Here is a 6,358-nt window from a genome sequence, read left to right on the forward strand (position 1 = left end):
GACGATGAATCTGCAACAGTTCTGGTTTCTGCTGATCGGCGTCTTGTTCACCGGCTATTTCGTGCTGGAGGGCTTCGACTTCGGGGTCGGCATGCTGATGCCGATCCTCGGCAAGGGCAGCGATACCCGAAGGCGGGTGGTGCTCAATACGATCGGGCCGGTGTGGGACGGCAACGAGGTCTGGTTGCTGACCGCGGGCGGTGCGATGTTCGCGGCCTTTCCGGAGTGGTACGCGAGCCTGTTCTCCGGGTTCTACATCGCGCTGCTGCTGGTGCTGGTCGCGCTGATCGTGCGGGTCTGCGCCATCGAATATCGCAGCAAAATCGACGATGCGCGGTGGCGGGCCTGGTGTGATGCCGCGATCGGAATCGGTTCCTGGGTACCGGCATTGGCGTGGGGCTGGATATTCGCCAATGTGGTGCGCGGGGTGCCGCTGAACGAGAAGAAGCACATCGCCGGCTCGGTGTGGGATCTGCTGGGGCCGTACGCATTGCTCGGCGGGCTCGCGACCGGATTGCTGTTCGCGCTGCACGGTGCGGTCTTCCTGGTGCTGAAGACCGGCGGCGAGGTGCGCGACGATGCGGCGAAGACGGTGCGATTGTTGCTGGCGCCGACCGCGGTCGTGGTCGGTGTGTTCGGGGTGTGGACGCAGTTGGCCTACGGAACCGGATGGACCTGGATCCCGTTGGCGCTGGCTGTAATCGGGCTGCTGCTCGCGGGCGCGGCGAGCTTCGCCGACCGCGACGGCTGGGCGTTCGTCGGCACGGCGGTCACCACCGCGGCGGCGACGGTGCTGCTGTTCGGATCGCTGTATCCGAATGTGCTGCCGTCCACCATCAGCGACATGTTCAACCTGACCATCGACAATGCCTCCTCGACGCCGTACACGCTGAAGGTGATGAGCTGGGCGGCAGTGGTCGTCACGCCCGTGGTGCTGGGTTATCAGGGTTGGACGTACTGGGTGTTCCGCAAGCGGATTACGGTCGAGCAGATTCCGGCGCCGATCGGCCTGCCGTTGGAAGCCGTCAAGGACTGATCATGGCTCGCCCGCCCGTCGACCCCCGATTGTGGAAGTACGCGCGCTCGGCCCGCCGCTATCTGGTGCTGAGTGTGGCGCTGTCCGTGGTGATCACGGGTTCGATCGTGGTCACGGCCGTCGCACTGGCGAAGGTGCTGGCCGGGGTCGTCACCGATCCCGGTCGGCGCAGCTTCGGGGCGTGGACATTCGAGTTGGTGGTGCTCGTGGTCGCCATCGGCTGTCGGGTGCTGGCCACCTGGGTGCAGTCGCGGATCGCGCATCGGGCGGGGGCCGCGGTGGTTGCGGAACTGGAAACCGCGGTGCTTGCCGCCGGGGCTCAGCTGCCACCGCGCGAACTCGAAACTCGGCGAACCGAATTGGCGGTTGTCGTGAGTACCGGGCTGACCGGGCTGCGGGCATATCTCACCGGGTATCTGCCCGCGCTGCTCCTTGCTTGCCTGGTGCCGCCGATTGTCTTGGTGGTCATCGGGTTTCATGATCCGGTATCCGGTCTCATCGCTGTGGTCACGCTGCCGTTGATTCCGGTGTTCATGGTGCTCATCGGTCTGCTCACGCAGGGCCGGGCGGAGGCCACGCTCGTCGCGACCACGCGGCTGTCGGATCAACTGCTCGATCTCTTTGCCGGAATGCCGACGTTGCGGGCGTTGGGGCGGGAGGGGAGCGCGGGGGGTACGGGTTCGATGGAACACCGTGTGCGTGAGCTCGGGGATGCGTTGCGGCAGCGCACTATGCGTGCGCTGCGGATCGCGTTCCTGTCGTCGATGGTGCTCGAGATGCTCGCCACGCTGAGCGTCGCGTTGATCGCGGTGTCCATCGGTCTGCGGCTCGTATACGGGGAGATGAGTCTCTATGCCGGGCTGGTGGCGTTGATTCTCGCGCCTGAGGTGTATCTGCCGCTGCGGATGGTGGGGGAGCGGTTCCATGCGGCACAGGATGGAATGGCGGCTGCGGACAAGGCCTTTGCTGTTCTGGAGCCTGCTGCGGTTACGCAGGGGCAGGCCGAATCAGGTGCCGATTGTCGGGCGGTCGGCGGGGACGCGGGTGCTGACCGGTCGGTCGCCGGCACTGGTGGGGCAGGTGCCGTGAGACCGACTTCGAGTACGAATGGCGTTGATGCCGTGGCCGGCGTCGGCTCCCAACATGGGGATATCGGCGGCGAGGGTGCTGCGCTGGGCGGGGACGACGGTTGGGATATCAGCGAACTCGGTTCAGTGGCATCGAGTGGCAATCCCGCCGAGGTGAGGCCCGAAGTCGGTAGAGATGGCCGGGGCCTCATCGAGATATGTGATCTCTCGGTACGCGCCCGGGACGGGTTTGCGCCCGCTGGGCTGACGGCGGTGTTCCGGCCAGGGGTGATGACCGTACTGACCGGGCCCAACGGGAGCGGAAAATCGACTGCGCTGCAAGCGATCCTGGGTTTGATCACACCGGAGTGTGGCTCGGTGCAGATCGACGGCACCGACGTACGTGCGCTGGATCTGGACGCCTGGTGGTCCCGCGTCGCCTGGCTGCCGCAACGTCCGGTCCTGGTCCCGGGAACACTGCGCGAGAATCTCGAACTGCTCGGCGCGCGCACACCCGACACCACCGTGAAGGGCGCGGCACGCGTGCTCGACGAACTCGAAGCCGCCTGCATCGCAACCGGATTCGACGCAGTACTCGACGAACTCCCCGACGGCTGGAACACGATCGTCGGCACAGGCGGCATCGGACTCTCCCTCGGCCAGCGCCAACGCCTGGCCCTCACCAGAGTGCTCGCCGCCGACCGCCCCATCCTCCTGCTCGACGAACCAACCGCCCACCTGGACCCCGCCGCCGAAGCCACCGTCCTCACCGCCCTACAGCAGCGAGCTCGCACCGGCGCAACCGTAATCGTCATAGCTCACCGCCCAACAGTCCTCGACGCTGCCGACCACATAATCCCCATCCACTCCACCGCACCCAAGGCAGTCGTCTCATGAACCGCGCGGGAGACACTGCGGTGCCAAGGACAACGGCTCGTCGCGGCCGCGGAGTAGTAGCGGATCTGCGGCGCATGTGGGGCCTGCTCGAGTTGTCGCCGTGGCGAGTTGCGGTGGCGATCGGTTGGGGTGTGTCGGCGCTGGGCAGCGGGCTCGGGCTGGCGGCCCTGGCGGCATGGCTGATCGCACGGGCCTGGGAGATGCCGCCGGTGCTCGATCTGAGCGTTGCTGTTGTCGCGGTACGTGCGTTGGGTATCTCCCGTGGGCTGTGCCGATACCTGGAACGCCTTGCTACCCATGATGTTGCGCTGCGTGCGATGACGACCGCTCGGACAACCGTTTACCGGACCCTCGCCCAATCCGATGCCTGGATGCGGCGGGATATGCGAGGTGGCACTTCGGACGGAGTAGCCAACGGCGGTGACGGTTCTGGCGGCTTACGTGCCGAAGAGGTCGACGGGTCGGTTCGTCGGCTCGGCCGAGACGGTGCGGCTGGCTCGGCCCGCGGCGTGGATCGGCCGATCGCTACGACGGAATCGACGAGCGCGGATGGCGCCGCGGCGTTGCGGCGCGGGGACCTGCTGGTTCGAATCGGCAGCGATATCGACGATCTCGGTGCCGTCGTCGTCCGTGTGTTCGTGCCGATCGCGGTCGCGATTGTGCTGTCGCTGGCCGCGATCGGACTCATGGCCACCATTTCGGTTGGGGCCGCGGCCATTCTGGCCGTATCGCTCGGCATTGCCGGAATCGTCGCACCGTGGCTCTCGGGGTGGGCCGCCCGCGAGGCCGAGCGTGCGGTGCGCGCCGACCGGGCCGAATTCACCGCCCAGGCGCTCACGGTTCTCGACCACGCGGCCGAACTCCGCGTCGCGGGCAAGCTGGATGCCGCGCTGGCGGCCGCCGACCGCGCCGGACAACGTGCGGTCGCCGCCGAGGATTCCGCGGCCGCACGCAGCGCCTGGGCCGCCGCGGCAACGCCCCTCTCGATCGGCGCCAGCGTCTTCGGTGCCCTCCTGATCGGCATCACCAGCTACAGCGTCGATCCGCCCGCAATGACTCCCATGGCTCTCACCATCCTTGTCCTGCTCCCTCTTTCAGCCTTCGAAGCCCTCGCCCCACTCCCCGCTGCCGCCCAGGCACTCACCACCGCCCGCGCCGCCCTACACCGCCTGCCTGTGCTCGAAACCACCACCCGAAACCCCATGGCGCAGCGATCCGACCACCAGTTCGCTGGTTCCACTACGCACCACCGCACCAGTTCGGTGGAAGATCATCTGCCGGGCAACGCGACCGGCCGGGCCGAGCACAGTCGGCCGCGTGTCGCTGACTCGGCACCGACCGGCGACCTGCGGGCATCCGATCGTTCAGGTGCCGACGCAGGCATCCGTGGCGCGCGAGATCTATTGTCGGACAGCGCGACCGGTCTCGCGGACAATGGGTGTGGCATCGCTGGAGACCTGTTGCCCGGCGGCCTCCTCGAGCGTCCCGCGGGAAAGCGGATTGCCATCATCGGGCCGAGCGGTGCGGGAAAGACAACACTGCTCATGGCGTGGGCGGGGCTGTTCGGTACGCCCGTGCCCGGCGTGACGTTCTTTGCCGAGGATGCGCACATCTTCGGTACCTCCGTGCTCGAGAACCTGCGTGTCGCGCGGGGGGATCTCGATGCCGAGGAGGCCGAGAAGGCCTTGTGCGCGGTCGGCCTCGGGGATTGGCTGGAATCGCTGCCGGATGGTGTGCACACGGATCTGGTCGCAGGTGCGGCTGCGGTTTCGGGCGGGCAGCGGCGGCGGATTCTGCTCGCGCGGGCGCTCATTTCGCCCGCGCGGGTGCTGCTCCTCGATGAGCCGACCGAACATGTCGAGGCCGAGGCGGGCGCGCGGCTGCTGCGTGAGTTACTCGATATCGACAGCGGCCTGGTTGAACCGGACCGAATTGTGGTCGTCGTCACACATCAGCTGCCATCCGATCACCGCGCCGAAGTTGTGCTGCAAATCGATGCATCAGGCCAGGTCACGACCACTGGAGGAGTCGAGGAGCGCACCGGTTCAGCGCCCAGCGAAATTCCGTTGCCGACTCACTGACCGCTGACTAGATTCGTTTGTACACAAGGAAGGAGGTGGTTCGAAGAATGTATGTTCATAGGACTCGTGAGGTGGCTGTCCGCTAGCGCCACCGCTGCAACGGATTTCCGTTCGCGCGAACGCTGAGCGAATTCCAGGCAGCCACCCGGCCCCCGAGCTACCGGTCTAGTCCGACCGGGACCCACGCAGGTTTCACCGCCTGCGGGGTATGGCTCGGGGGCCGTTCCTTTTTCGGCACAGTTCTCTCGGACGGTAGAGTCCGGCGACCGGGTTCGACACGAGGGGTAGCCGATGCCATCGGAGGGTCTCGCGGCAGTGGTTGGGCGCCGCATCAGGGCGGTTCGCCGCATGTTCTACGTACAGGGCAGTGATGTCGACCGCACCGAGGGCCCCATCGAATTGACCTTCGACGACGGTTCGGTGCTGCTGCTGGACGCCGGAACCGACGGCGAGGAACTCCTCGTCGCATCGAAACCGTGGCGCGACCCGTTCGCCGGTCTCACCGAACCCGAATACATCGACTACGTCGCCGAATCCGGCAAATACACCGCCTTCGACGTCGGCTCCGAACCCCCCTACTCAGACCTGATCGGCTCCCACATCGCCGCAGTCTCCGAATCCCGCCTGCACGACGACCGCCTCCGCGCCGCCGTCCTCGAGGTCAACGGCTCGAAACTCGCCGTCGAGACCCTCGCTGACGAACTCCTCGTCACCTGGCACCCAACCTGATTCGCCCGCGCACCCAAAGTCCTAGCCGCACGCCCAGTGCAGCGGGTGTACAGCCCACACCGTTGGTGCATACGTGTACCGGTTATGACTGGCGCTACGCTGGGGCAATGACCGGTCGTCGGACTTTTCTGGCGGGACTTGGATCTACAGGCTCCGCCGCACTTGCGGGCCGATCTGAGGATGGCGGTGCAGCTCGGCAAGCGTCAGATGCCGGAGCCGGACGTTCTTGTCGTTACCGCAGAGGCATTCGTCAGCGAGGACCCGTCGAGGTATTACTTCGCCAAGGACCTCGTCCTCGCTGTGGAGGCCGTGTCCCCGGACTCCGAGGAGCGCGACCGCGAGACCAAGCCAGGCAAATACGCCAAGGCCGGCATTCCGCATTACTGGCGAATCGAGCGACGGGATGCGGATGCCGTCGTTTACGCCTACGAACTCGACCCCGCCACAAGAACTTACGGCTTGGTCGGTATCTTCCATGACCGCCTGAAGATCAGCGTCCCCTTCCGATCGACATCGACCTGACATCGATCGGGCAGCGCGGCTAACCG

Annotated in this window: 5 protein-coding genes; all 5 read left to right on the forward strand. The window is 66.4% G+C overall.

The window, feature by feature from the left end:
• Positions 1–4: 4 nt before the first annotated feature.
• The 5 genes from cydB (at position 5) to ON44_RS03780 (ending at position 6,332) form a co-directional block, all read left to right on the forward strand.
• Entirely contained in the window at positions 5–1,036 is a 1,032-nt protein-coding gene (cydB, locus tag ON44_RS03760) for a cytochrome d ubiquinol oxidase subunit II (RefSeq protein ID WP_040686374.1), read from the forward strand.
• A 2-nt stretch (positions 1,037–1,038) separates the two neighbouring features.
• The gene (locus ON44_RS03765) at positions 1,039–3,000 is read left to right on the forward strand and encodes an ABC transporter ATP-binding protein/permease (protein ID WP_040686375.1); all 1,962 of its coding nucleotides are present in this window, start codon (positions 1,039–1,041) and stop codon (positions 2,998–3,000) included.
• A gap of 74 nt (positions 3,001–3,074) precedes the next feature.
• Positions 3,075–5,081: an ATP-binding cassette domain-containing protein gene (locus tag ON44_RS52295; protein WP_040686376.1), complete on the forward strand. Its 2,007-nt coding sequence runs from the start codon at positions 3,075–3,077 to the stop codon at positions 5,079–5,081.
• 291 nt (positions 5,082–5,372) lie between these two features.
• Positions 5,373–5,810, forward strand: coding sequence for a hypothetical protein (locus ON44_RS03775; RefSeq protein WP_040686377.1), 438 nt, complete (start codon positions 5,373–5,375; stop codon positions 5,808–5,810).
• Between the two features lie 180 nt (positions 5,811–5,990).
• Positions 5,991–6,332: a Uma2 family endonuclease gene (locus tag ON44_RS03780; protein ID WP_218007516.1), complete on the forward strand. Its 342-nt coding sequence runs from the start codon at positions 5,991–5,993 to the stop codon at positions 6,330–6,332.
• Positions 6,333–6,358: the final 26 nt, after the last annotated feature.

Origin of the sequence: Nocardia vinacea NBRC 16497, assembly GCF_000308835.1 — a bacterium.
Taxonomy (GTDB): Bacteria; Actinomycetota; Actinomycetes; order Mycobacteriales; family Mycobacteriaceae; genus Nocardia; species Nocardia vinacea.